The 23,214-nt window shown below is 73.4% G+C and carries 14 protein-coding genes; 4 read left to right on the forward strand and 10 right to left on the reverse strand.

All coding sequences use genetic code 11. From position 1 onward, the window contains the following. Nucleotides 1-5: 5 nt before the first annotated feature. Nucleotides 6-662: an HAD family hydrolase gene (locus tag AC07AW_RS06765; RefSeq protein WP_478814417.1), complete on the forward strand. Its 657-nt coding sequence runs from the start codon at nt 6-8 to the stop codon at nt 660-662. A 175-nt stretch (nt 663-837) separates the two neighbouring features. On the opposite strand, the gene AC07AW_RS06770 is transcribed toward AC07AW_RS06765, so the two are convergent. After that, entirely contained in the window at nt 838-1,392 is a 555-nt protein-coding gene (locus tag AC07AW_RS06770) for a DJ-1/PfpI family protein (protein WP_478814418.1), read from the reverse strand. Nucleotides 1,393-1,822: 430 nt separating this feature from the next. On the opposite strand from AC07AW_RS06770, the gene AC07AW_RS06775 reads away from it, so the two are divergent. Continuing rightward, nucleotides 1,823-6,790 carry an NAD-glutamate dehydrogenase gene (locus tag AC07AW_RS06775; protein ID WP_478814419.1) on the forward strand — a complete coding sequence of 1,656 codons (4,968 nt, stop codon included), beginning with the start codon at nt 1,823-1,825 and terminating at the stop codon, nt 6,788-6,790. 140 nt (nt 6,791-6,930) lie between these two features. Here AC07AW_RS06775 and AC07AW_RS06780 read toward each other — a convergent pair whose 3' ends face one another. The 5 genes from AC07AW_RS06780 to AC07AW_RS06800 form a co-directional block, all read right to left on the reverse strand. Continuing rightward, the gene (locus AC07AW_RS06780; RefSeq protein WP_478814420.1) at nt 6,931-7,389 is read right to left on the reverse strand and encodes a hypothetical protein; all 459 of its coding nucleotides are present in this window, start codon (nt 7,387-7,389) and stop codon (nt 6,931-6,933) included. A 19-nt stretch (nt 7,390-7,408) separates the two neighbouring features. After that, nucleotides 7,409-9,250: a serine/threonine-protein kinase gene (locus AC07AW_RS06785; protein WP_478815294.1), complete on the reverse strand. Its 1,842-nt coding sequence runs from the start codon at nt 9,248-9,250 to the stop codon at nt 7,409-7,411. Between the two features lie 109 nt (nt 9,251-9,359). After that, entirely contained in the window at nt 9,360-10,673 is a 1,314-nt protein-coding gene (locus AC07AW_RS06790; RefSeq protein WP_478814421.1) for a glycosyltransferase 87 family protein, read from the reverse strand. A 26-nt stretch (nt 10,674-10,699) separates the two neighbouring features. Next, nucleotides 10,700-11,509: an ABC transporter ATP-binding protein gene (locus AC07AW_RS06795; protein ID WP_478814422.1), complete on the reverse strand. Its 810-nt coding sequence runs from the start codon at nt 11,507-11,509 to the stop codon at nt 10,700-10,702. Beyond that, nucleotides 11,502-12,419 (reverse strand): ABC transporter permease, encoded by a 918-nt coding sequence (locus tag AC07AW_RS06800; protein ID WP_478814423.1) that lies wholly within the window; start codon nt 12,417-12,419, stop codon nt 11,502-11,504. The genes AC07AW_RS06795 and AC07AW_RS06800 overlap by 8 nt, the downstream gene beginning before the upstream one ends. A gap of 312 nt (nt 12,420-12,731) precedes the next feature. On the opposite strand from AC07AW_RS06800, the gene AC07AW_RS06805 reads away from it, so the two are divergent. Further along, nucleotides 12,732-13,331 (forward strand): TetR/AcrR family transcriptional regulator, encoded by a 600-nt coding sequence (locus tag AC07AW_RS06805; RefSeq protein ID WP_478814424.1) that lies wholly within the window; start codon nt 12,732-12,734, stop codon nt 13,329-13,331. A gap of 10 nt (nt 13,332-13,341) precedes the next feature. Here AC07AW_RS06805 and AC07AW_RS06810 read toward each other — a convergent pair whose 3' ends face one another. The 4 genes from AC07AW_RS06810 to AC07AW_RS06825 all read right to left on the reverse strand — a co-directional run bounded on the left by AC07AW_RS06810 (nt 13,342) and on the right by AC07AW_RS06825 (nt 20,944). Next, nucleotides 13,342-14,193, reverse strand: a complete 852-nt coding sequence (locus AC07AW_RS06810; RefSeq protein WP_478814425.1) for a carbohydrate ABC transporter permease — start codon at nt 14,191-14,193, stop codon at nt 13,342-13,344. After that, nucleotides 14,190-15,482, reverse strand: coding sequence for a carbohydrate ABC transporter permease (locus tag AC07AW_RS06815; protein WP_478814426.1), 1,293 nt, complete (start codon nt 15,480-15,482; stop codon nt 14,190-14,192). The genes AC07AW_RS06810 and AC07AW_RS06815 overlap by 4 nt, the downstream gene beginning before the upstream one ends. A 9-nt stretch (nt 15,483-15,491) precedes the next feature. Beyond that, nucleotides 15,492-16,844 (reverse strand): ABC transporter substrate-binding protein, encoded by a 1,353-nt coding sequence (locus AC07AW_RS06820; protein WP_478814427.1) that lies wholly within the window; start codon nt 16,842-16,844, stop codon nt 15,492-15,494. 131 nt (nt 16,845-16,975) lie between these two features. Next, a complete protein-coding gene (locus AC07AW_RS06825; protein WP_478815295.1) occupies nt 16,976-20,944 on the reverse strand; it encodes an FHA domain-containing protein in 3,969 nt (1,322 codons plus the stop codon). Nucleotides 20,945-21,430: 486 nt separating this feature from the next. Between AC07AW_RS06825 and AC07AW_RS06830 the strand changes: the two genes are divergently transcribed. Beyond that, on the forward strand, nt 21,431-23,155 hold the full coding sequence (locus tag AC07AW_RS06830; protein WP_478814428.1) for a serine/threonine-protein kinase: 1,725 nt from the start codon (nt 21,431-21,433) through the stop codon (nt 23,153-23,155). Nucleotides 23,156-23,214 lie beyond the last annotated feature (59 nt).

A 23,214-nucleotide genomic window follows, 5' to 3' on the forward strand; every position in this document is an offset into this window, starting at 1 on the left:
TTCGCATGGGGAAGCACGGAAAGCACCTGGTCTGGGACTGGAACGGCACACTGCTCGACGACATCGGCGCGGTGATCGGCGCGACGAACGCGGCCTTCGCCGAGCTCGGACTCGAAGAGATCACGCTTGAGCGGTACCGCGAGCTGTACACGGTGCCGGTGCCGAAGTTCTACGAGCGGCTGATGGGACGGCTGCCGACGGACGAGGAGTGGACCGTCATGGACGGGACCTTCCACCGGCACTACTGGGAGCGGGCCGAGTCCTGCGGGCTCACAATCGGGGCGGCGGAGCTGCTCGCGGCCCGGCAGGCGTCCGGGTTCACGCAGTCGCTGCTGTCGCTCGCGCCGCACGCCGATCTGATACCGCTCGTGCGGCGGTACGGGATCGCCGAGCGGTTCGTCCGCATGGACGGGCGTCCCGACACCTCGACCGACGGGAAGTCCGGGCACATGGTGCGGCACCTCGACGCGCTCGCCGTCCCGGCCGAGCGTGTGGTCGTCATCGGTGACGCGGCGGACGACGCGGTGGCGGCGGCGCATGTGGGGGCGCGGGCGGTGCTGTACACCGGGGGGTCGCACAGCCGGGCTTCGCTCGCGCGGGTCGGCGTGCCGGTCGTGGACTCCCTGGAGGAGGCCGTCGCCGTCGCGGAGGAGCTGGTCTAGGGCCGTCACCTGTGCGGGCGGGGGCGGTGGTGGCTGTGCCCGCCGCCCGCAGGGCGCGGAGTCTGTCCGGTGGCGGGTGGGCGGTGCGGGGCCGGGTGCGGCCCGGTGGGGGTTGTGCCCACCCGTTCCGCACTTGCGGAACGTATGCCCACAACCCCTGCAACCGCCCGGGGCGTCAGCCCTTCGCGCGGAGGACCTTCAGGAATTCGCGCATCCAGGTGGGGTGGTCCGGCCAGGCCCGGGAGGAGACCAGGAGGCCGTCCACGACCGCCGCGCTGTCCTGGAAGGTCGCTCCCGCCGACTGCATGTCGAGCTCCAGGGCCGGGTAGGCCGTGACGCGGCGGCCCTCCAGGCCGCCGATCGCCGCCGTCAGGAGCGGGCCGTGGCAGATCTGGGCCACCGGCTTGTCGGCGTCGAAGAAGGCCTTGAGGATCTTGCGGAGCTCCGGGTCGTTGCGCAGGTACTCCGGTGCCCGGCCCCCCGGGATCACCACCGCCACGTACGCCCCCGGGTCGACCTCCGAGAAGGCCAGGTCGGCCTGCCAGGTGTAGCCCGGCTTCTCCGTGTACGTGTCGTAACCCGGCTCGAAGTCGTGGACGACGAAGCGGAGCAGCTTGCGGGCCGGAGCCGCGATGTCGACCTCGTAGCCCTCCTCCAGAAGCCGCTGGTAGGGGTACAGCACCTCCAGGGACTCCGCCGCGTCCCCGGTCACGATCAGGATCTTCGCCATGGCTCTCCCAGATCACAGATGGTCGGTCTGTCGTGCTGTGCCCATGGTTGCGCACCCGGTGCCCCCGGCGTGGTGGTTTGCCGAGGAGACACGTGTCGCTGTCCATATCGTCAAACTTCCCCCGCTCTTTTGTACGCATAAGGCTCATGACGGTTCGGGGGTCGGGAGCGATAGGCTTTTGCCGTGATCAGCGCGATACGCCAGGGGGGCAGTGAAGCCCCCGGCTGCCGCCCGGACCGCGACAGCGGCCGGGTCGACCGTGCGTTCGCCGATCCTCTCCGTCCGGGCGTGCCGCTCTCCGTGGCCGGATTCGGCCCGGGCGTCTCTCATTCGGGCATAACGTCTCCTTCGACCGGAATCACCGCGTCGTGGCGTTGTGTCCTTTCTTCCACCGACGTCACGCAACGGCGCGCGACAGGAGTCAGAGGACATGCAGACCAAGCTGGACGAAGCAAAGGCCGAGCTGCTCGAGAGGGCCGCTCGGGTAGCTGAGCACAGCCCGGTCGGGGGGCGACTTCCGACGGGCCCGGAGGGCTCTGGAGAGCGTCCGGACCGGGACACCGTGCTCGATTACCTCCAGCGCTACTACCTGCACACCGCGCCCGAGGACCTCGCCGACCGCGACCCGGTCGACGTGTTCGGCGCCGCGCTCTCTCACTACCGGCTCGCGGAGAACCGCCCGCAGGGCACCGCGAACGTGCGCGTCCACACCCCGACGGTGGAGGAGAACGGCTGGACCAGCAGCCACTCCGTCGTCGAGGTCGTCACCGACGACATGCCGTTCCTCGTCGACTCGGTCACCAACGAGCTGTCCCGCCAGGGCCGCGGCATCCACGTCGTGATCCACCCGCAGGTCCTCGTCCGCCGTGACGTCGCCGGGAAGCTCATCGAGGTCCTGTCGGCGCAGATCCAGGGCGAGCTGCCGCACGACGCGCTCACCGAGTCCTGGATCCACGTCGAGATCGACCGCGAGACCGACAAGGCCGACCTCAAGCAGATCACCAACGACCTGCTGCGCGTCCTCTCCGACGTCCGCGAGACCGTCGAGGACTGGGACAAGATGCGCGATGCCGCCCTGCGCATCGCCGAGGGCCTCCCGGCCGAGCCCACCGCCTCCGACCTGCGCCCGACCGAGGTGGAGGAGGCCCGCGAGCTGCTGCGCTGGCTCGCCGACGACCACTTCACCTTCCTCGGCTACCGCGAGTACGAGCTGGTCAACGGCGACGCCCTGTCCGCCGTCCCCGGCACCGGCCTCGGCATCCTGCGCTCCGACCCGCAGCACGGCGCCGACGACGAGGGCCACCACGCCCACCCCGTCTCGCCCTCCTTCAGCCGGCTGCCCGCCGACGCCCGCGCCAAGGCGCGCGAGCACAAGCTGCTGATCCTGACGAAGGCCAACAGCCGGGCGACCGTGCACCGCCCCTCGTACCTCGACTACGTCGGCGTGAAGAAGTTCGACGCCGAGGGCAACGTCATCGGCGAGCGCCGCTTCCTCGGCCTCTTCTCGTCCGCCGCCTACACCGAGTCCGTCCGCCGGGTCCCCGTCGTCAAGCGCAAGGTCCAGGAGGTCCTCGCGGGCGCCGGCTTCTCGCCGAACAGCCACGACGGCCGCGACCTGCTCCAGATCCTGGAGACCTACCCGCGCGACGAGCTCTTCCAGACCCCGGTCGACCAGCTGCAGTCCATCGTCACCAGCGTCCTGTACCTGCAGGAGCGGCGCCGGCTGCGGCTCTACCTGCGCCAGGACGAGTACGGCCGCTACTACTCGGCCCTCGTCTACCTGCCGCGCGACCGCTACACCACCCGCGTCCGGCTGCGACTCATCGACATCCTGAAGGAGGAGCTCGACGGCACCAGCGTCGACTTCACCGCCTGGAACACCGAGTCGATCCTGTCCCGTCTGCACTTCGTCGTCCGCGTCAAGCCCGGCACCGAGCTGGCGAAGCTCACCGACGCCGACGTCGACCGCATCGAGAACCGGCTCGTCGAGGCCGCCCGCTCCTGGGCCGACGGCTTCGGCGAGGCCCTCAACGCCGAGTGCGGCGAGGAGCGCGCCGCCGAGCTGCTGCGCCGCTACGGCAACGCCTTCCCCGAGGGCTACAAGGCCGACCACTCGCCGCGCGCGGCCGTCGCCGACCTCGTCCACCTGGAGGCCCTCGCCGGCAGCGGCAAGGACTTCGCGCTCTCCCTGTACGAGCCGGTCGTCGCCGGCCCCGGCGAGCGCCGCTTCAAGATCTACAAGACGGGCGACCAGATCTCCCTCTCCGCCGTCCTGCCGGTCCTCAACCGGCTCGGCGTCGAGGTCACCGACGAGCGCCCGTACGAGCTGCGCTGCGCCGACCGCACCCACGCCTGGATCTACGACTTCGGCCTGCGGATGCCGGTCGCCACCGGCAACGGCGGGGACTACTTCGGCGACGACGCCCGCGAGCGCTTCCAGGAGGCCTTCGCCGCCACCTGGACCGGCCTGGCCGAGAACGACAACTTCAACTCGCTCGTCCTCTCCGCCGGGCTCAACTGGCGCGAGGCGATGGTGCTGCGCGCCTACGCCAAGTACCTCCGCCAGGCCGGTGCCACCTTCAGCCAGGACTACATGGAGGACACCCTCCGCAACAACGTCCACACCACCCGGCTGCTGGTCAACCTCTTCGAGGCCCGCATGGCCCCGGAGCGCCAGCGCGCCGGCACCGAGCTGATCGACGCGCTCCTCGAAGAGCTGGACGCCGCCCTCGACCAGGTCGCGAGCCTGGACGAGGACCGGATCCTGCGGTCCTTCCTCACCGTCATCACGGCGACGCTGCGGACGAACTTCTTCCAGACGGCCGCCGACGGCAAGCCGCACTCCTACGTGTCGATGAAGTTCGACCCGCAGGCCATCCCCGACCTCCCGGCCCCGCGCCCCGCCTTCGAGATCTGGGTGTACTCCCCGCGCGTCGAGGGCGTCCACCTGCGCTTCGGCAAGGTCGCCCGAGGCGGCCTGCGCTGGTCCGACCGCCGTGAGGACTTCCGTACGGAGATCCTCGGCCTGGTCAAGGCGCAGATGGTGAAGAACACCGTCATCGTGCCGGTCGGCGCCAAGGGCGGCTTCGTCGCCAAGCAGCTCCCGGACCCGACCGTGGACCGCGACGCCTGGCTGGCCGAGGGCATCGCCTCGTACAAGACCTTCATCTCGGCGCTCCTCGACATCACCGACAACCTGGTCGCGGGCGAGGTCGTGCCGCCGGTCGACGTGGTCCGCCACGACGAGGACGACACGTACCTCGTGGTCGCCGCCGACAAGGGCACCGCCACCTTCTCCGACATCGCCAACGGCGTCGCGGAGTCGTACGGCTTCTGGCTCGGCGACGCCTTCGCCTCCGGCGGCTCCGCCGGATACGACCACAAGGGCATGGGCATCACCGCCCGCGGCGCCTGGGAGTCCGTCAAGCGGCACTTCCGCGAGCTGGGCCACGACACCCAGACCGAGGACTTCACCGTCGTCGGCGTCGGCGACATGTCCGGCGACGTCTTCGGCAACGGCATGCTGCTCTCCGAGCACATCCGCCTGGTCGCCGCCTTCGACCACCGCCACATCTTCATCGACCCGAACCCGGACGCGGCCGCCTCGTACGCCGAGCGCCGCCGGCTCTTCGACCTGCCGCGCTCCTCGTGGGCCGACTACGACACCTCGCTGCTCTCGGCGGGCGGCGGCATCCACCCCCGCAGCGCCAAGTCCATCCCGGTCAACGCGCAGATGCGGGCCGCCCTCGGCATCGAGGCCGGCGTCACCAAGATGACCCCGGCCGAGCTGATGAAGGCGATCCTCCAGTCGCCCGTCGACCTGCTGTGGAACGGCGGCATCGGCACGTACGTGAAGTCCTCGGCCGAGTCCAACGCCGACGTCGGCGACAAGGCCAACGACGCCATCCGCGTCGACGGCCAGGACGTCCGCGCCCAGGTCATCGGCGAGGGCGGCAACCTCGGCGCGACCCAGCTGGGCCGCATCGAGTTCGCCCGCACCGGCGGCCCCGAGGGCCAGGGCGGCAAGGTCAACACCGACGCCATCGACAACAGCGCCGGCGTCGACACCTCCGACCACGAGGTCAACATCAAGATCCTGCTCAACGGGCTCGTCGCCGAGGGCGACATGACCGTCAAGCAGCGCAACAAGATCCTCGCCGAGATGACGGACGAGGTCGGCTCGCTCGTCCTGCGCAACAACTACGCGCAGAACACCGCCCTGGCCAACGCCGTCGCCCAGTCGCCGTCCCTGCTCCACGCCCACCAGCGGTTCATGCGCCGCCTGGGCCGCGACGGGGCCCTCGACCGCTCCCTGGAGTTCCTGCCCAACGACCGGCAGATCCGCGAGCTCCTCAACAACGGCCGCGGCCTGAGCCAGCCCGAGCTCGCCGTCCTCCTCGCGTACACCAAGATCACGGTGGCCGACGAGCTGATCGGTACGGAACTGCCGGACGACCCGTACCTGCGCGGGCTGCTCCACGCGTACTTCCCGACGCTGCTGCGCGAGAAGTTCACCGAGGCCGTCGACAACCACGCCCTGCGCCGCGAGATCATCACCACGGTCCTGGTCAACGACACCGTCAACACCGGTGGTTCGACCTTCCTGCACCGCCTCCGCGAGGAGACCGGCGCGTCGATCGAGGAGATCGTCCGCGCGCAGACCGCCGCCCGGGTCGTCTTCCGCCTCGGCAAGGTCTGGGACGCCGTCGAGGCCCTCGACAACGTGGTGCCGGCCGACATCCAGACCCGGATGCGGCTGCACTCCCGCCGGCTCGTCGAGCGCGGCACCCGCTGGATGCTCAACAACCGGCCGCAGCCGCTCCAGCTCACCGAGACGATCGAGTTCTTCTCCGACCGCGTCGAGGAGGTCTGGGCCCAGCTGCCGCAGCTGCTGCGCGGTTCGGACCTGGAGTGGTACCAGTCGATCCTGGACGAGCTGACCGAGGTCGGCGTGCCGGAGGAGCTCGCGCTGCGGGTCGCCGGCTTCTCCTCCGCCTTCCCGATCCTCGACATCGTCGCGATCGCGGACCGCATGGGCAAGGAGCCGCTCGCGGTCGCCGAGGTCTACTACGACCTGGCCGACCGGCTGCGGATCACCGACCTGATGGACCGGATCATCGAGCTGCCGCGCAGCGACCGGTGGCAGTCGATGGCCCGTGCCTCGATCCGCGAGGACCTCTTCGCGGCGCACTCGGCGCTGACCGCCGACGTCCTGACGGTCGGCAACGGCACCACGAGCCCCGAGGAGCGGTTCAAGGCCTGGGAGGAGAAGAACGCGGCGATCCTGGGCCGCGCGCGGACGACCCTGGAGGAGATCCAGGGCTCGGACACCTTCGACCTGGCGAACCTGTCGGTGGCGATGCGGACGATGCGGACGCTGCTCCGCTCGCACAGCTGACGGTCTGAGAGGGAAGGGCCCCGCCGGTGTTCCGGCGGGGCCCTTCCCCGTGTTCCCGATGAGTGTTCCCGCCGAGCGTTTCCCGCGGAGTCAGACGTACGTCGTCGCCGCCGCGCCCGGCTCCTCCGGCGGCCTCCGGCTCAGCCGGCGCTGCGCGAGCTCCGTCGGGAAGCGGCGCCCGCTGCGGGCGAGGGCCACGCCCCGGACCAGCTCCAGCTCGTCGCCGCCGTGGAAGCCGTGGTCACGGCTCGGCACCAGCGGCGTCCACGGGTCGGGGCCGGTGCGGCGGGCGGTGGTCGCTGGTCGGCGTCCCCGAGCTCCTCGACGAGCCCGAGCCCCACCCAGCGGCCGAGCCGCTCGGCCTCCCCGGGGTCCGCCCATTCGTGGCGTCCGCCGAGCTGCAGGCTGCGGTCGGAGACGAGGTGGAGCGGGACGTCCGGGTCACGGGCGAGGGCGACGGCCGCGTCGACGACCAGCCGGCAGCCGGTGCAGGGAGCGGCCCGCCGGCCGCCGAGCGTCCGGTCGCGGACCACGTTGGAGAGGTCCACGAGGAAGGCGGCCCGCTCGAAGTCCGCGGTGAGGTGACGTTCCAGCGGCATGGTCCCCCCAGGGCCTGTCCTAGAGCTTCCAGACGGTGAGTCTGGCGAAGTAGTCGGGCAGGTCGTTCTCGGCGTTCTTGGTGATCTTGGTGATCTCCAGCATGGCGAGCCGGTCGTCGCTGGTCTTTCCGCACAGGAGGGTGCCCACGGGGATCTCCTCGCGGAGCTTGTCGGCCTCGATCTCCTGGGGGAGGACGTCGCCCTGGGAGCCCTCCAGGCACTGGCGGGCGGTCTTTCCGGCGCTCTTGCCCATGCCGCTGGGGAACTCCCAGTCCCCGCCGGAGACCTCGCTCATGATCACTTCGGAGTCGTAGCGGTTGAAGTCGCCGGTGCCCTTGATCTCGGGGACGTCGAGGTCGACCCCGGCGATCTCCGGTTCGGCGGGTGCCCGCAGGGCGAAGGGCCGGTCCTTGAAGACGGGGGTGTACCCGGCGTCGTCGGCGGCCGGCGTCGGGGTGGTGGTCTTCGGGGCGGTGCTCGCCCCGTCCTTTGACGGGCCGGCGGTCCGGTCGGCGGTCGGTGTGCTGCCACCGCCGCGGGCGTCGTCGCCGCCGTCCCCGTCGCCGCCGAAGATCTGGGCGACCTGCCAGGTGCCGACGACCAGGAGGACGGCCGCGGTCACGGCGAGCGCGATCGGCGTCCGCCGGCGCGGGGAGGGCGGGGGCATCATGGGCTGGGGTCGGTGGGCCGGAGGAACGGGCGGGGCCGGCGGGGTCGGGCCGGCGGCCGGTGGGGCGAAGGTGTGGGTCGCCTGGGCGGTCGGCGGTGCGAAGGCCTGCGTCGGGCCGGTGCCGGGCGGCGGGGTGGTGTCCCGGAGGGTGGGCTCGTGGGTGGGCGGGGGAGGGGTGGGCACTGTGCCGCCCGGGGTGGTTCCGGGGGCCGTCGCCGGGGGCGGCACGGTCGGTTCGCCGGCCGGGCCGGTGCCGTCGTCCGGACGCGGCGGACGGGCGGCCGCCCGTATGCGACGGTCGACGGTCGCCGCCACGGGGCCCGGCAGCCAGTCGCCGAGTGCGGTCAGCGGGCGTCCCGCGGCGCGCTCGCACCAGTCGGTCAGCTCGGCGGGGGTGATCCGGTCCGCCGGGTCGGCGGTGAGGCAGCGCTCCAGGAGCGGGCGCAGCTCCGTCGGGTAGCCGTCGAGGTCCGGGGGCCGCAGGGCGGTGTTGGCGATCCGGGTGCCCACGGTGAAGGCCCCGCCGTCGCCGTAGGGGTGGCGTCCGGTGGCGGCGACCGCCGCGATCAGGCCGAGGGAGAAGACGTCGCCGGCCGCGGTGACCGGCTCGCCGAGGGCGTGCTCCGGCGACATGTACTGCGGGGTGCCGATGATCCGCCCGCTGCGGGTGATCTGGGTGGCGTCGGCGGCCCGGGCGATGCCGAAGTCGATGACGTACGGGCCGGTCGGGGCGAGCATGATGTTGCTCGGCTTCAGGTCGCGGTGGACGACCCCGGCCGCGTGGATCGAGGTCAGGGCCCGGGCCGTGCAGCCGACGAGCGGGAAGACGGTGGTCAGGGGCAGCGCCCCGAAGGCGCCGAGCGCGTCGTGCAGCGCGATGCCCGGGACGAAGGCGGAGGCCAGCCAGGGGGAGGTGCCCGTGGTGTCGTGGTCGACCACGGGCACCAGGTGGTAGCCCTGCACCCGGCGGGCGGCCTGCACCTCCTGCTCGAAGCGCTGCCGGAACTCGGGGTCCTGGCCGTACTCGCGCAGGATCAGTTTCAGGGCGACGGGCTGGCCGCCGCGCGTGTGCGAGAGGTAGACGGTGCCCATGCCGCCCGCGCCGAGCCGGGCGACCAGCCGGTATCCGGCGATCTCCCGGGGGTCGTCGGGGCCCAGGGGCGTGAGTATGTCGTCGACGCCGGTACCGATGAGAGCCTCCCCCGCTTGCCCGCCGCTGCCGCAGCCAGCTGCTGACAGCGCTTTCCGAACGAGCCTACGACACGGTGGACCCCCCAACTTCCCGCCTGCGGCGGCGGGTTCAGGTGGACGGCGGCCCGCCGGCGGTCGAGGTCCACAGGCGGCGGGCGGCGAGCAGGGCCGCCGCGAGGAGCAGGGCGTTGCGGAGCACCATGACGGCCAGGCCGGTGGGGGTGCCGGCGACGACCTCGTCGTAGAGGACGGGGTACGCGAGGGAGCTCAGCGCGGCCGCCGGGAGCAGCAGCAGGGCGACCGGGCGCATCACGGTGTGGCGGGAGGTCAGGCAGGCGGCGGCGAGGCCGAGCAGCCAGATCATGTACTGGGGGCTGATCACCCGGCTGGTGACGGTGAAGAGCAGGACGGCGGCGAGGGCCGCGTCGAGCGGGGTGGCGGGGGTCCAGCGGTGGGCCGTGAGGCGCCACAGGAGCAGCCAGCCGAAGGCGATGACGGTGAGCAGCAGGGCGAGGTGCCCGAGGGTGGAGACGTAGGGGCCGACGTACTCGAAGGCCCCGTAGCGGAACTCGACCCTGCCGGGCCACGCGCCGGTGGCGCGGGCGACCGCGAGGGCCGTGCCGCCCAGGGACTCGATCTGGATGCCGCGGCTGCCCTGCTGGCGCAGGAAGCCCAGTGAGTCGGAGAAGAACAGCGCGAGGGTGGCGAGGAGGGCGAGTGCGGTGACGACGGCGGCGGTCCAGGCCTCGCGGGTGGTGCGGCCCCGGGGCGTGCCGATCAGGGCGAGCGCCGGCCACACCTTGACCATGGCGCCGATCCCGGCGAGCGCCCCGCCGAGCTGGTGGGCGGCGGTGGAGCGGGCGCCCAGGGCGAGGAGCGCGAGCACGGCGAGGGCGGTGGTCTGGACGTCGTACCGGGCGAGCGGGAGGTGCAGGAGGAGCGGGAGGCCGCAGACCCAGATCCAGGCGCCGTGGGTGAGGCGGGCGCTGTCGGCCCGGGCGAGGGCGAGGGTGACGAGGGCGTCGGCGAGGAGGGTGAGGGTGACGAAGGCCTGGAAGTAGGTGAGCCAGGGGAGGATGCCCGGCGACATGATCACGAGTCCCGCGCCGGGCGGGTACTGCCAGGTGACGTCGCCGGGCGGGAAGGTGCCGTCGGCGAACTTCCCGTACCAGTACTGGTAGAGGGCGACCTCGCGGCCGACCCCGCCGATGCCGAGGTCGTCGCGGGCGAGGAGCAGGAGCATCCCGGCCCGGGTGAGGAGCCAGACGGCGGCGAGGGCGAGGTAGGGGCCGCGGCCGACGGTGACGAAGGTGGCGGAGGTGAAGGTGTCCGAGTCGAAGGGGGACCCGGTGAGGGCGGGGGGCTCGCTCGCGGAGCGGGGTGGCGACTGAAGGGGATCCGGCTGCGGGTGATCGTTCGTCATCCCACCGCACTTTAGCCCGCTATGTCTTATTTGTTGGGCTTCTTGGTGTCCGGCTTGGCCGTGAACTCCTCGTATGCCGCCACCACCTCCTTCGCCGGGCCGTCCATCCGCAGCGTGCCCGCCTCCAGCCACAGCGCCCGCTCGCAGGTCTCCGTGATCGTGGAGTTCGAGTGGCTGACCAGGAAGACCGTGCCCGCCTCCGCCCGCAGCTCGTCGATCCGCTGCTGGCTGCGGCGGCGGAAGCGCGCGTCGCCGGTCGACAGGGCCTCGTCGATGAGGAGCACGTCGTGGCTCTTGGCGGCGGCGATGGCGAAGCGCAGTCGGGCGCCCATCCCGGAGGAGTACGTCCGCATCGGGCGGGAGATCGCGTCGTCCTTCTCGTTGATGCCGGAGAAGTCGACGATCCCGTCGTAGCGCTCCCGGACCTCCGCGCGGGTCATGCCCATCGCGAGGCCGCCCAGGATCACGTTCCGCTCGCCGGTCAGATCGTTCATCAGAGCCGCGTTGACGCCGAGGAGCGAGGGCTGTCCCTGGGTGTGGATCGCCCCCCGGTCGACCGGCTGGAGGCCCGCGATCGCCTTCAGGAGGGTGGATTTACCAGATCCGTTCGAACCGATCAGGCCAATTGCCTCGCCCCGGTACGCGACGAAGCTGACGCCCTTCACGGCATGGACCCGGCGGCCGGCCGGAGCCGTACCGCGCCGCATGATCCGGCCGAGCGCGGCGGTGGCGCCGCCCCGGCCGCCGGAGTGCCCGCCGTGGACGGTGTACGTGATGTGGACGCCGTCGGCGATGACGGTGGGGGTTCCCTGTACCTGCTGGTGCGTGTCAGCCACGGCCGTACGTCTCCTCCGCCTTCCAGAACCAGATGAAACCGCCCGCGAAGGCCAGCACGGCCCAGCCGAGGGCGAGCGCCCACACGTGCGGCGGCAGCTGCGCCCGCGTGTAGCTCTCGATCAGCGCGAAGCGCATGAGGTCGATGTAGACCGCCGCCGGGTTGCACTGGAGCGCGAGGACCACGGCCCCCGGGAAGCGTCCGCTGCTCGCCAGGTTCTGGATCGACCACATCGCGCCCGAGGCGTACATCCAGGTCCGGAGCACGAACGGCATCAGCTGGCTGATGTCCGGGGTGCGGGCCGCGACCCGGGCCAGGGCGAGCGCCACGCCCGTGCTGAACAGCGCCTGGCAGGCCAGTGCAGGGACCGCGAGCAGCCAGCTCCAGGTGGGGAACTCCCCGAAGCAGACCAGCATCACGACCAGCGCGGCGAGCGAGAACAGCAGCTGCTGGAGCTGCTGGACCGCGAGCGAGATCGGCAGGCTCGCGCGCGGGAAGTGCAGGGCGCGGACCAGTCCCAGGTTGCCGCTGATCGCCCGGGTGCCGGCCTGGGCCGTGTTGGCCGTGAAGGTCCACACGAAGATGCCGGTCATCAGGAAGGGGACGTAGTCGGGCACGCCGCTCTTCGCGTTCAGCAGGACGCCGAAGATCAGGTAGTACACGGCGGCGTTGAGGAGCGGGGTCGCCACCTGCCAGACCTGGCCGAGGCGCGCCTGGCTGAACTGGGCGGTGAGGCGGGCGGTCGCGAAGGCGGCGATGAAGTCGCGGCGGGACCAGAGCTGCCGCACGTAGACGGGGAGCGAGGGGCGGGCCCCGCTGACGCTCAGGCCGTGGCGGCGGGCGAGGGCGCCGAGGTCCTCCCGCTCCGCGAGGGCGGCCGGCTGCGCGGGTGGGGCGAGTGTCGTGGTCACGGGCGGGCGCTTTCGACGAGGGTGCGGGCTTGCGGGGCGCTTTCGGTGGGGGGTGCGGGCGCTTTCGGTGAGGGTGCGGGGGTGCGGGCGCTTTCGGTGAGGGTGCGGGCTTGCGGGGTGCTTTCGGCGGAGGTGCGGGCGCTTTCGACGACGGCGTGGGCGTGCGGGCGCGGCGGGCAGGGATGAGCGCTGCCGCCGACGACGGAACGGGTCCGTATCGTCGCTACGGGGAGGTTAGGACGCTCCCACGTCGGAACGCAACCGTCTCGTCGTAACGCCGCCGGGATGTCGCGGTTGGTTAGGATGCCGTCCATGACCGATCCGACCCCCCGCCGCGCCCCCGCCGGAGCCGCCGTACTCCGCGAGGACGTGACCGAGGCCATCCGCGCCGCCGTCTTCGAGGAGCTCGCGGCCGTCGGCTACGCCCGGATGTCCATCGAGGGCATCGCGCGCCGCGCGGGAGTCGGCAAGACGGCCGTCTACCGGCGCTGGAAGTCCAAGCTCGCCCTCGTCCTCGACCTCGTCGGCGCCTTCGCCGCCCAGGGCCTGCCGGCACCCGGCAGCGGCTCCCTGTACGGGGACGTGCGCGCCCTCCTCGAAGTGGCCTCGCACGCCCTGCGCCACCCGGTCGCCTCCCAGGTCATCCCCGACCTGCTCGTCGAGGCCGCCCGGCACCCCGAGATCGCCGAGACCGTCAAGGCCGTGCTGCTCGACGGACAGCAGGGCGTCATGACCCAGATCGTCCGCGAGGCCGTCGCACGCGGCGAACTCCCCGAGGGCACCGACCCGGGCAAGGCCCTCGACCTGGTCGTCGGCCCGCTGTACTGGCGCCTCGTCGTCGTCCGTACGCCCCTGCCGAAGGGGTACGCGGACGAGCTCGCCCGCTCGGCGGTCGCGGCGCTCAAGGCCTGACCGCGGCGGGCTACTTCACCGCGCCCGCCATCACCCCGGACGTGAACTGCCGCTGGAACGCGAAGAACACCACCAGCGGCACCACCATCGACACGAACGCCCCCGGCGCGAGCACGTCCACGTTGTTGCCGAACTGGCGCACCTGCTGCTGGAGCGCCACCGTGATCGGCGGCGACTGGGAGTCCGCGAAGATCAGCGCGATCAGCATGTCGTTCCACACCCACAGGAACTGGAAGATCCCGAGCGAGGCGATCGCCGGACCGCCGAGCGGCAGCACCACCCGGGTGAAGAGCCGGATCTCGCCCGCCCCGTCGAGCCGCGCCGCCTCCAGGAGCTCGCGCGGGATCTCCGCGAAGAAGTTCCGCAGCAGGAAGATCGCGAACGGCAGGCCGAAGGCCGTGTGGAAGAGGACCACCCCGGTCGTCGTCTCGAAGAGCCCCACCGCGCCGAACAGCTTCGACACCGGGACCAGGGCCACCTGCACCGGGACCACCAGGAGGGCGACCACGCCCAGGAACCACCAGTCCCGGCCCGGGAACTCCAGCCACGCGAAGGCGTAACCGGCGAGCGAGCCGATGAGGAGGACGAGGAGGGTGGCCGGGACGGTGATCAGGACGGTGGAGAGCAGCGAGCCGGTGATCGTGTCGTTCGCGAGGAGCCGGCTGTAGTTCTCGGTGGTCAGCTGCGCCGGGGCCGTCAGCACCCGCCACCAGCCGCTCGCCGCGATGTCGGAGGGCGAGCGGAGCGAGGAGAGCAGCAGCCCGATGGTCGGCAGCAGCCAGAACAGGCCGGTGAGCAGGAGGAAGACCCGGACGGCTCCCCCCGTCACGCGTGCCGAGGCCCTTGCCGCGAAGCTCTTCACCGGCGGGACTCCCTTCGGATGCGGCGGATGTTGACCACCATCACCGGCAGGACGAGAAGGAGCAGGACGACCGCGATGGCCGAGCCGACCCCGAGATCCGCGTCCGTGCCGAAGGACGAGCGGTACAGCTGGAGCGCGAGCACGTTCGCGTCGTCCTGCGCCGAGCCGGGCGCGATGACGAAGACCAGGTCGAAGACCTTCAGCACGTTGATCATCAGCGTGACGAGGACGACCACGAGGACCGGCGCGAGCAGCGGCACCGTGATCCGGCGGAACACCTGCCACTCGTTCGCCCCGTCCACCCGCGCCGCCTCCAGGAGTTCGCGCGGTACGGCCGCGAGTCCGGCGCCGATCAGGACCATCGCGAACCCGGCCCACATCCACACGTACGCCCCGATGACCGCGGGGGTGACGAGCGAGGGGCCCAGCCACTCCACGCCGTTGTACTGCTCCCGGAAGTTGCTCGCGGGGAGTCGGAGCACCGCTCCGTCGGCGCGGTCGGGCAGGGTGAAGCTGCCGTCGGCCGCCGCCGTGGCCGTGGCGACCACCTTCCCGTCCCGTACGGCCTCGATCCGCAGCCCCTTCAGGCCCAGCTCCTTCGGGTCGACCGCGTTCGGCTTCCCGCCGCCGCCCCGGGTGAAGTCCAGCCACGCCGTTCCGGAGACGTCCGCGCCGGTGGCGGCCGGTGTGCGCGCCGGGCGCGCGTCCTGGGGCATCCGCGCCGGAGCCACCCCGACCAGCGGCAGTCGTACGGGTACGCCCGCGTGGACCGGCTCCTTCGTGACGTACGCGCCGCCCCCGGCCTCCTTCAGCGGGTGCACGGGCAGCGGCCGGGCCTTCGGGAAGCCGGAGGACTCGGCGAAGGTGTCGTGGACCCCGACCCAGACGGCGTTGGCGACCCCGCGGTCCGGGTCCTGCTCGTAGACGAGCCGGAAGATGATCCCGGCCGCGAGCATCGAGATCGCCATCGGCATGAAGACGACCAGCTTGAACGCCGTCCCCCAGCGCACGCGTTCGGTGAGCACGGCGAAGACCAGACCGAGCGCGGTGGCGACCGCCGGGGCCACGAGGAGCCAGATCAGGTTGTTGCGGACGGCGGTGCGCAGTGAGTCGTCGGTGACGAGTGCGAGGTAGTTGTCGAGGCCGACGAAGGACGAGTCCGAGCGGTCGAAGAGCGAACGCCGGACCGAGTACCCGATCGGGTAGACGACGAGCGCGCCGAGGAGGAGCAGGGCGGGCAGCAGGAAACCCGCCGCCACGGTCCTGCTCCTGCCGTTGGTCCGCGGCATTCCGGCGCCTCAGCCCTGCGTGGCGGTCCGGTACGCCTTCGCCGCGTCCGCCTCCAGACGCGCCTGGGCCCCGGCGATGTCCTTCGGGTTCTTCAGGAAGTCCTGGAGCGCCTTCCACTCGCCCTTGCCGGGCGTCCCGCCGAAGGACTGCGGCATCTGGTCCGACATGTCGAAGCGGAAGTCGTCTCCGGCGCCGATGAGCGCCTTGGCGATCTCGCGCTGGACGTCGTTCGGGTACGCCGCCGGGTCCAGGTTCTTGTTGGGGGAGAGGAACCCGCCCTCGGCCGCCCAGATCCTCGCCGCGTCCGGGGAGGCCAGGAAGGCGAGCAGCGCCTGCGCGCCCTTGGTGTCCTTCAGGGCCACGGCCGCGTCGCCGGCCGTCACCACGGGCGCGGTGCCGGCGTCGCCGACCTTCGGGAACGGGAAGACCTTCGCGTCCTTCCCGATCTCCGCCTTGGTCTGGGCGATGTTGACGGCCGCGAAGTCGCCCTCGAAGACCATCGCCCCCTTGGGCTGGTCGCCGCCCGTGAAGGTCTGCGTGACCGAGGCCGGGTACTCCGTCTGCAGCGCACCGGACGGCCCGCCCGCGATCAGCGACGGCTTGCCGAAGAGTTCGGCGAGGGTCTTCAGGGCGGCGGCGACGGACGGGTCCGTCCACTTGATCTCGTGCTTCGCCAGCTGGTCGTACCTGGCCGGTCCCGCCTGCGAGAGGTAGACGTTCTCGAACCAGTCGGTGAGGGTCCAGCCGTCTGCGCCGCCGACCGAGACCGGGGTCACGCCGGAGGCCGAGACCGTCTCGGCGGTGGAGAGGAAGTCCTTCCAGGTCTTCGGCTCGGAGGCGCCCGCGTTCTCGAAGACGGCGGTGTTGTACCAGACCAGGGACTTGTTGGCCGCCTTGAAGTACACCCCGTACTGGGTGCCGTCCACCGCGCCGAGCTCCTGCCAGCCGCGCGAGTAGTTCGCCGCCAGCTCGGCCTTGGCGTCCGCGCCGACCGGCTTCAGCCACTTCTGGGCGGCGGCCTGCTGGATCGCGCCCACCTGCGGGAGCATCGCCACGTCGGGCGGCGAACCGCCGGCGATCTTCGTACCGAGGAAGTTCACGATCGGGTCCTGCGCGGGCACGAAGGTGACGGTCGCGCCGGTGCGCCTCTCGAACTCCTTCAGGACCTTGGTGAAGTTCTCCTGCTCGGGACCCGTCCAGACGGCCGCGACCTCGATCTTCTCGCCCTTGAGGGAGAGTTCGCGGTCGGGCGCGGGCTGTGGGTCCTTCGCGCTCTCGCCGCCGCAGCCCGCGAGGGTGAGGGCGAGGACGGCCGCCGTCGCCATGACCACGGCCTTGCGTGGACGAAGAGTTGTACGCATCGCTGCCCCGTCTCTCCCGTGCGCTTCGCTGTCCGTCCGACAGGTCTACGCCGGGCCGCGAGGCCCCGCAATACCGCCTTTCGTGTCTCCCGTGGTCAACTCGGCGATCGTGACGCCCTCGTGACGTGCCGTCAGCTGTGCGTGGCCGGGGTGAGCGGCGGCACGGGCGTCGCCTCGACCGACCGCGCGGCCCGGTCGAGCGCGCTCGCCAGGAGGGCCAGGTCCGTCGGTCCGTTGCCCAGCTCACGGACCGGGCGACGGGTGGGCGGGTCGCCCATCCGCTCCCACTCCAGCGGGACGACCGTCGGGCGGAGCGTCGCCGTCCGGGGGATCCGGCCCGTGACGCGGCCCGCCTGGAAGGGGGTCACCCGGCCGTCCGGATGCCCGAGGCGGCCCCGCCCGGCCGCCGGCACGTCCGGGCCCGCCGCCACCGGGGGCGCGTCGAGCACGATCCGCAGCCGGGCCCCGTGGGCCAGCTCCGTGTCGGCGGTACGGTCCGGGCGCGACGAGGTCGCGACGAGGTGCACCCCGAGCCGCTCGCCGTTCCGCGCGACGGCCTCCAGGGCCCGCACGACGGACCCGGCGGCCGGCCGGCCGGGGGCGCCGAGCGCGGGCGCGACCAGGGCGTCGAAGTCGTCGACGAGCACGACGAGCCGCGGCAGCGCCCTCGCGGAACCCTGCTCCCCGGAGGCGGGCCGCGGAATCCGCCCAGCGGCCTCCTCGGAGGCGGGGTGGGGGACGCGCGCGCTGCTGCGGGCGGCGACGTCGTCGGCGCCGGGGTACGGGACGCGCCCGCTGGTGCGGCTGGCGAGGTCGTCGCCGGCGGGGTGGGCGACCCGGCCGCTGGTCCGGCTGGTGACGTCGTCCGCGCCCGGGTACGGGACCCGGCTGCTGGCGCGGCTGGTCACGTCGTCCGCGTTCGGGTACGGGATCCGGCCGCTGGTCCGGCCCGTCACGTCGTCCGCCCCCGCCGCGCGCGGGACCCGGCCGCTGGGGTGGTCCGAGAGGTCTCCTTCGCCGGCGCGGAGGGTGCGGCTGCTCGGGCGGTCGTCGAGGCCGCCGTCCCGCCGCGGCAGCCGCCCGCTGGGCGTATCGGCCAGGAAGGCGTCCCCGCCGGAGCGTGTGCGGGCACCGGCCCGCTCGTCGGCCGAGCCGTCCGCGGGCCGGGGGATGCGTCCGCTGGGCCGGTCGGTCAGCTCACCCGTACGAGGGACGCGGCCGCTCGGGCGGTCGGTGAGATCGCCGGAACGCGGCACCCGCCCGCTCGGGTGATCCGTGAGATCACCGGCCCCCGGGTGGGGGATGCGGCCGCTGGTGCGGCCGGTGACGTCCTCGGCCCCCGGGTGCGGCACGCGCCCGCTGGTGCGGCTGTTGAGGTCTTCTGCGCCGGGGTACGGGACCCGCCCGCTGGTGCGGGCGCTGACGTCGTCTGCGCCGGGGTACGGGACGCGGCTGCTGGACCGGCCCGTGACGTCGTCCGCGCCCTGGTACGGGGCCCGGGCGGTCGGGAGCGCGCCGATCGGGCCGTCGCCCGTGCGGAGCGTGCGGCCGCTCGGGCGGTCCGTCAGGTCGCCGGTGTCCGGGACGCGGACCGTCGCGCGGGCGCCCTGCGGTACGGACTCCGCCGCGCTCGGGGCGCGCTGACCGATCAGCCGGTCGGCGGCGCGCGCCACCCCCCGGCGGTCGGCGAAGTGGGCGTCGCCCAGGAGCTCCGCCCTGCGCTTCAGCTCGGCGCCGAGCGCCTGTGCGAACTCCCGCATCCGTACCGGGTCCGAGGCCACCAGGTGCTCGGTGACGTGCGGCAGCTCCGTACAGACCGCGAGGCCCTCACCGCGCTCCCCGCCCGCGCCGTCCACGAGGAGCAGGCCGAGCCGGTCCGGGCGGCCGCCCGCCGCGAGCGAGGCGGCGATCGAGCGGAGGAGCTCCGTGCGCCCGCTGCCCGCGGGGCCCTCGATCAGGAGGTGCGGGCCCTCCTGGGTGAGGTCCACGGACAGCGGTCCGCGCGGGCCCGCGCCCAGGACGGCCGTGCCGTCCGCTGCGGAGGCCCAGCGGGCCATCAGGGAGGCGGGGGTGGCCCGGGCGAGCCCGAGCTCGTCGAGCAGGCGGGAGGCAGGGGGCAGCGCGGCCGTCCGGCCGTGCGGGGCGGCCGCCGTCTCGGGACGCAGCGGGGCCAGGGCCCGGCCGAACCGCTCGGCCCAGGCGACGGAGACCGCGTCGACGACGCCGACGGTGCCGTGGCCCGCGAGCCGCCCGCCGGAGGTCCGGAGCAGCCGCAGCGCGGTCGCCACGTCGCCGCTGAGGAGCGCGGCGGCCCCGCACTCGCGGAAGGCGACAGAGGCGGCGCACGCGGCCTCGTACGTGGCGGCCACCGGCGAGTCCGGGGTGGCGGCGGGCGCCTCGGCGAGGCACAGGAGGTGGATGCCGGCCGCCGCGCCGACGCCCGCGAGGCGCGCGACCGTCTCGCGCAGGGCCGCCGATCCGGGGTCGCCGTCGACGATCACGACCGTCGTCGGCCCGTCGTGGCGGGCCGCGGCCTCGGCGACGGACGCGCGGTCGGCGCTGGGCCAGCCGGGGCCGAGCGGGCCGTCGTCGAGCCGCCGGGTCAGCTCGGCCGTACGGGCCTGGGCCTGCTCGCGGTCGTACGCCAGGAGCAGCCGGCAGTCCTGGCCGTGGGCCGGGCGGACGTGCGGGAGCCAGCCGAGCCAGCCCCAGGCGCGGCGCCGCGCCTCCAGGGAGCGGTTCCGGTCGGCGCTGATGAGCACGATCTCCAGGTCGGAGGGGGAGTGCAGGGCGGCGAGCTGGGCCACGACCGAGCGCGCGAGCCCGGTGAGCCGGTCGCCGGGGCCCGCCAGGCCGAGGGAGCCGGCCTCGCGCAGGCCGACGGTGACGGGCACGCCGGAGAGTTCCGCGCGGTCCGTGGTGCCGAGCCGGACCACCAGGGACTCGGGGTGGTCCTGGGCCCGCTCCCAGAGCCGGGGGCCGGGACCGAGGGCGGTGAGCAGGACGGTGGCCGGGTCGGGCCAGGTGTCGGCGAGCGGTACGGGACCGGGGGCGTCGGCCCGCGTGCCGGGGCCGGGCCGGGTGTGGGCGTGCGTGTCCGGGGAGGCGTGGGTGGCGTGGACGTCGGTGGTGGGGAGCTCCTCGCGGCCGCCCGCGAGGCGCCGGGCCCAGGCGCCGAGCCCGCGCTTGCCTCCGCCACGCGCGGGAGCGGCGGGAGCCGTGGGCGCGTCTCCCCGGTCCCGGGTCCTGCCGTGGGGCTCGCCGCCGTCCTGGTCTGCGTACCCGTCGTGCGGGTCCCTCGCGTGCGCGTGGCCTCCGTCGTAGACCTCGCCGTACGCGATGCCGCGCGCCCCGCCGTGGGTGGCGTCGTCCGCCGGTCCCACCGGGTCGGGCCGGTCCGGCAGGTCCGTCGCGTGCGCGACGCGCAGGTGGCCCTCCCCGTCCGGGGCCGTCGCCACCGTGTCCTCCCCCACAGCCTTGAGGGCGCGGGAGGTGCCCCCGTCACCGGAGGCGCCGCCGGGGCCCGTCAGACGGAGGGCGGACTCGCCGAGGCGCAGCAGGGCGCCCGGGCGGAGCGGGACCGGGCGGTCGCCGACGGGCACGCCGTCGAGCGTCGTCCCGTTCGTCGAGCCGCGGTCGGCGACCGTGACCCGGCCGTCCTCGCCGACGGTGACCGTGCAGTGGGAGCGGGAGACGTCCGGGTCGTCGAGCGGCACGTCGGCGTCGACGGAACGGCCGATTCTGATCGCTCCGCCGTGCAGCAGGTGCACCCCGCCCGCGTCCGGGCCCGCCACCACGTGCAGCCGGGCCGCGGCCGTCTCGTCGGCCCGGTCGTCCGGTCCGGGGACCTGGAGGGAGAGGACCGCTCCGTCGACCAGCGGGGGTTCGCCGAGCACGCAGCGCCGGTTGTCGAGCCGCTCCGCGCCCGCGTAGAGCACGGTGGTGCCCGAGGCGGAGGTGTCGGGGCCGGTGACGGCGGCGGCGAGGTTCGAGGCCACGGCGGCCAGGGCCGTCCCGGCGGGGGCCGTGACGAGCACGTCGCAGGCGCGCCCGGCGCCGTTGCCGGCGTACGGCGCGAGGACGGTCAGCCGGATCTGCATCGCCGTCAGCGGTCCCTTCTGCGCGAGATGGCCCGGCAGGAGGGAACCGCCCTGTGTCTCCCCCCACCCGGCACGGACGCGTCGCCCGGTACAGGTCGGCACGGCGCGGGGGCTCCCGACCCCGTCGATGCGACGTGCTGTAGGCATCCTCGCACCTGCCACCGACAACACGCCCGCGGGTCGGCCACAAGTGATCTTGAATGGTCGGCCGTGGACGAGAAATAGCCTGGTTGGGCATGCCTTCGGAGCATGCGTGGCAACCGTCGCCTCCCGTGGAGCGTCTTCTTCCGGACAAGTTCGGTTCGCCCAGGACCTCCGACGGGGCCCGGACACGACATCGGAAACGGCCTGTGGACGACCGGCCTGCGACCCGTTCGGCGGCACTAAAGTGGGTCGGACACCCGGACGGGGTCACAACAGAGGACAGGGACCCCGGGGACAGCTCAGGAACCACCCCAGGACCACGATCAGCAGGGAGCGCGTGACGTGCGGCCTATCGGCAGCAAGTACCTGCTCGAGGAGCCGCTCGGCCGCGGCGCCACGGGCACCGTCTGGCGAGCCCGCCAGCGGGAGACGGCGGGCGCCGAGGCGGCCGTGCCCGGCGAGCCCGGCGAGACCGTCGCGATCAAGGTCCTCAAGGAGGAGCTGGCCAACGACGCGGACATCGTGATGCGCTTCCTGCGCGAGCGGTCCGTGCTGCTCCGGCTGACCCATCCGAACATCGTGCGCACCCGCGACCTGGTCGTCGAGGGCGATGTCCTCGCCCTCGTCATGGACCTCGTCGAGGGCCCCGACCTGCACCGGTACATCAGGGAGAGCGGCCCGCTCACCCCGGTCGCCGCCGCACTCCTCACCGCGCAGATCGCCGACGCGCTCGCCGCCAGCCACGCCGACGGGGTCGTCCACCGCGACCTCAAGCCGGCGAACGTGCTGCTCGCCGAGCAGGGCAGCCAGATGCACCCGATGCTGACCGACTTCGGCATCGCGCGCCTCGCCGACTCCCCGGGCCTGACCCGCACCCACGAGTTCGTCGGCACGCCCGCGTACGTGGCGCCCGAGTCCGCCGAGGGCCGCCCGCAGACCTCCGCCGTCGACATCTACGGCGCGGGCATCCTCCTCTACGAGCTGGTCACCGGCCGGCCCCCGTTCGCGGGCGGCACCGCCCTGGAGGTCCTCCACCGGCACCTCAGCGAGGAGCCGCGCCGCCCCTCGACCGTGCCCGGACCGCTGTGGACGGTGATAGAGCGCTGCCTCAGCAAGAACCCGGACCAGCGGCCGAGCGCCGTGAACCTCGCCCGCGGCCTGCGCGCCGTCGCCGCCGGCATCGGCGTGCACGCCACGCCCGCCCAGATCGAGGCGGCCGAGGGCGTCGGCGCGCTCCTCGCCCCCGACCCGGCGCCCGCGCCGGTCCCGGGGACCCCCGAGGCGCAGACTCCGGGTGCCGCCGACCCCACCCAGGTGCTGCCCACCGGCGCCGCCGGGGCCGGGATGGCCCCGCAGTACGACCCCGCCGCCGCGACCAGCGTCATGCCGACCGGCGGACCGGCGGGCGCCGCCGACCCGACGGCCGTCATGCCTCCCGTACCGCAGAATCCGCCGGCCGAGGACCCGCACCCCTGGCAGAGCCAGCTGCGCCAGGTCCGCGACCGCAACGAGCAGACCCAGGTGCAGTACCTGGACCCGAGCGACGACCCGCTGCGCCGCCGCCCGCAGCGCCGGCCGCAGCCGCCGCAGGACGCCCGCCCCGGTGCGTACGGCCAGCAGCCGCCCCAGCCGTACCAGCAGCAGCGCCCGGCCCCGCAGCGGCCGCCGCAGCCCCAGCCGTACCAGCAGCAGCCGCAGCAGTACGCGCCCCCGCCGGCCCCGCAGCAGTACGCGCCGCCCCAGCAGCAGTACACGCCGCCGCAGCCGCCGCCCCAGGCCCCCGCGCCGCGTGAGCCGCGCCCGCCGCGCCAGCGCAGCGCCAACCCGGTCCACATCCCCGGTCTCGGCTGCCTCAAGGGCTGCCTGATCATGATCGTCCTGTTCGTGGTCGCCGGCTGGCTCGTCTGGGAGCTCACCCCGCTCCAGGACTGGGTCGCCCAGGGCAAGGGCTACTGGGAGACCATCGGCGACGGCATCTCGTCGTTCACCACCTGGGTCTCCGACCTGTTCGACAGCGCGAGCACGAGCACGGGCAACTCGGGTGCTACCGGCGGTACAGGGCAGTAACGCTGCCGATTTGTCGACTTCCGAGGGGTGATTTCCCCTCGGAGGTCGAGACCGGCGGC

Source organism: Streptomyces sp. NPDC044003 (assembly GCF_056435185.1).

What these genes read in the sequence shown, in the direction of transcription:
- AC07AW_RS06770 (WP_478814418.1), bottom strand. Translation starts at nt 1,392, where the DNA reads ATGGCGAAGATCCTGATCGTGACCGGGGACGCGGCGGAGTCCCTGGAG.
- AC07AW_RS06825 (WP_478815295.1), bottom strand. Translation starts at nt 20,944, where the DNA reads ATGCAGATCCGGCTGACCGTCCTCGCGCCGTACGCCGGCAACGGCGCC.
- AC07AW_RS06765 (WP_478814417.1), top strand. Translation starts at nt 6, where the DNA reads ATGGGGAAGCACGGAAAGCACCTGGTCTGGGACTGGAACGGCACACTG.
- AC07AW_RS06815 (WP_478814426.1), bottom strand. Translation starts at nt 15,482, where the DNA reads ATGCCGCGGACCAACGGCAGGAGCAGGACCGTGGCGGCGGGTTTCCTG.
- AC07AW_RS06780 (WP_478814420.1), bottom strand. Translation starts at nt 7,389, where the DNA reads ATGCCGCTGGAACGTCACCTCACCGCGGACTTCGAGCGGGCCGCCTTC.
- AC07AW_RS06790 (WP_478814421.1), bottom strand. Translation starts at nt 10,673, where the DNA reads ATGACGAACGATCACCCGCAGCCGGATCCCCTTCAGTCGCCACCCCGC.
- AC07AW_RS06775 (WP_478814419.1), top strand. Translation starts at nt 1,823, where the DNA reads ATGCAGACCAAGCTGGACGAAGCAAAGGCCGAGCTGCTCGAGAGGGCC.
- AC07AW_RS06805 (WP_478814424.1), top strand. Translation starts at nt 12,732, where the DNA reads ATGACCGATCCGACCCCCCGCCGCGCCCCCGCCGGAGCCGCCGTACTC.
- AC07AW_RS06820 (WP_478814427.1), bottom strand. Translation starts at nt 16,844, where the DNA reads ATGCGTACAACTCTTCGTCCACGCAAGGCCGTGGTCATGGCGACGGCG.